The sequence below is a fragment of the Vibrio sp. 10N.222.55.B11 genome, from assembly GCF_041473705.1.
In the GTDB taxonomy this organism is placed as follows: Bacteria; Pseudomonadota; Gammaproteobacteria; order Enterobacterales; family Vibrionaceae; genus Vibrio; species Vibrio crassostreae_C.
The window spans coordinates 1-2,660 of the sequence record NZ_JBFRST010000139.1; the positions used below are offsets into that span (position 1 = coordinate 1).

Here is a 2,660-nt window from a genome sequence, read left to right on the forward strand (position 1 = left end):
TCATCTGGTGATACAGATGGTTCACTCTTATCGTGGTGAACAACGCTTCATACGACTTCAGGTCGCCCGGACAAAAGCTTGTTACGATCTACGGAGCACACTGTATTTTCTGATTACTTCAGGGGCTCTTCTCCGCTTAGATGAGTCTATAAATTAACAATAAAATCAATAAAGCATTGATTTATAATTACTTCCTGTCTTATATCTTAGTGTTGTAGTTTGTCGTTATTATCTTCCGCTCTATTTAATTTTAAAGGTCAATCCGTACAGTCTGTAACGCTCGAAGAGTGCACTCATTCAGTACTCGTCAAATGCAAGCGAGACAGACGCTGTAAAGTCGTTGACCCTGAGACTGGAGCACCGCGTACCGTCGACCACTATGTTCAACGTCGCCTGTCAGATTTACCTGTAAGTGGTCGCCCTTGCGTAATAGAAATTGAACTGGCTCAGACGAGAGATAAGCTCGGCCGAAGATTAATTGAAGCCACTGATTTTGTTGATAAGGGTGGTCGCTATACCAAGAGATTCTGTCACTTTATTAGTGGACTATGCCGCTATATGAGCATCCATGCAGTGTCTAAGCATTTAGACATTCGCTGGGAAACCGTGAAAAATATCGATAAAGCATTTCTGTTATCTACCTTGCCCGCTTTAGAGCCTAAGAAGTTGACCAACCTTGTTCATATTGGCGTTGATGAAGTCGCCAGGGCTAAAGGCCATGACTATATGACCGTTGTTTATGATCTGGTTTCAGGACAACTTATCTGGGTTGATCATGGACGGACTTCAAACGTACTCATCAACTTTTTTGAACAATTATCACCACAAACGAGAGACGGCATCCAAGCGGTATCAATGGATATGGGTCAATCTTACCAATCAGCGGTGAGAAAGGCTCTTCCGAATGCAGACATCGTTTTTGACCGGTTTCACGTTATGCAGAACTACTCTCTTCTGATAAGGAAAGAGCGTAATAAAGCGTTTAGGAGAGGAACGCATGACGAGAAAAAAATGCTTAAGGGGACGCTATTTTTACTCCTCAAAAATGCGCCGAAATTAAGCGATAAGCAGTCAGATAGGCTGGATGATTTACTTGAAAGCAATAAGACACTTTGTACTATTTATATGCTCAAAGAGCAGCTTCAAGCCTTATGGAATGAACGTAATTTTGACTTGATGATCGCAGCGCTTGATGCGTGGTGCCAGCTTGCTAAAAATACAAGGATCTTATCTCTCATCAACTTTGCAGATGCGCTTTGGGAGAGAAGAGTTGGGATCTGCAATTATGCAAAATATAGGCTAACGAATGCCCGAGTTGAAGCTGGGAATGTATCGATAGGCCTTCTTAGGCGGAGAGCTCGAGGAGTAAGGGATACTGATTACTTTAAATTGAAGATTAGACAAACCTCAATCCTAGAAACTCACTCTACCTTTTACCCAGAAATCAAGCTCATCTAAGCGGAGAAGAGCCCTTCAGGTATAGAAAACATGGTTAGGCAAAAGGCAAGACTTGACCCCATTAGTTCGTTCGTGCTGCCCAAAGGGCTGCAACGGGTTCGAGACTATGGATTTATGCATGGCAATGCGAGGCGGTTAAGGCTGGCTATCTTACTCTTGCTGGCACCACAGTGAATCTGTCCGATGCTAACGTCTCTCCCTGTGCGCAGCAAAGCCGTACGAACGTGCCCTTGTTGCGAGCACGAAATGGTGTGCGTTGGGATCACCCGACCGAGCTAGCCAGCTGACGAGCCGAAAGGTGCTCGCTTATAAGGATAATGGTGCAATGAACACCGCGGAGGTCTAACACGTAAAAGAGACACAGGACAACTATCGGCTTGGGCAGATCGTCAATGATCGGCTCAATGGCTTCATTCGGCTTGAAGACGCGAGGGGAGCCTAAACCCCTCTTGCTCAGACTGAGCAAATTACTAATAAAGGTGTCACCGTGACGGGCTTGTTCAACAACCAGATAAAGTGTCGGCTGGGCGACACTTATCCTTATTTGTTATAAGCGTGCCAGAGATTCGCGCAGTTTTTCTATGCTTTGAACTCCAATCTCACTACTTTTCCACCCAAATTTGTCACCATTAAACCTAGGAAAAATATGGAGATGGTAATGTGAAAGCTCATTGAATTTACCGTTATTTTGAATAAAAGATATACCATCTGGTTCAAAAGTTCGCTCAATACGTTGATAGAGGTCTCTGGCCACCGATTGAATTTCTGTAAGAACTTGGTCTGGTAATTCAATGTAACTTTCGTAAGGGTAGGTTGGGCAGATCAGTATGTGTCCAAAGTTAATAGGATCATGATCAGCGAAGGCTATAACATCACTAGACTCATATACGATTACAGCTTCAATTTCTCGATTAACTATTTGCTCTACTATTGTCATTTGACCTCTCTCGACCAAAGCTTATAACGCTTATTAGGCGACAAATTGTCGTCTTTCATCTTTCGGCAATGCCATCATTTTAATATTAACTCAACTGACAATCAATAAGTTATGACACATGAAGGGAAGTTAGATTGCAAGATGTCGCCTAATGACGAGAATGAACGGTTATCAACTCAATCGAATAAGTTTTAGTAGGGTAAACGCACGCCCTCTAAATTGTGTAGAGTATTTAATCTAAATGTTTTTGGGGCAGAAATGAGCT

General features: G+C 43.0%; 2 protein-coding genes. One reads left to right on the plus strand and one right to left on the minus strand.

Going from position 1 to position 2,660, the window contains the following annotated elements; all coding sequences use genetic code 11:
- Window positions 1-219 precede the first annotated feature (219 nt).
- Window positions 220-1,458, plus strand: coding sequence for an ISL3 family transposase (locus AB4503_RS25380; protein WP_115339201.1), 1,239 nt, complete (start codon window positions 220-222; stop codon window positions 1,456-1,458).
- A 547-nt stretch (window positions 1,459-2,005) separates the two neighbouring features.
- Here AB4503_RS25380 and AB4503_RS25385 read toward each other — a convergent pair.
- On the minus strand, window positions 2,006-2,395 hold the full coding sequence (locus tag AB4503_RS25385; RefSeq protein WP_017100563.1) for an HIT family protein: 390 nt from the start codon (window positions 2,393-2,395) through the stop codon (window positions 2,006-2,008).
- Between the last annotated feature and the right edge of the window lie 265 nt (window positions 2,396-2,660).

Coding starts and splice junctions, on each gene's coding strand:
- AB4503_RS25385 (WP_017100563.1), bottom strand. CDS start 2,395: ATGACAATAGTAGAGCAAATAGTTAATCGAGAAATTGAAGCTGTAATC.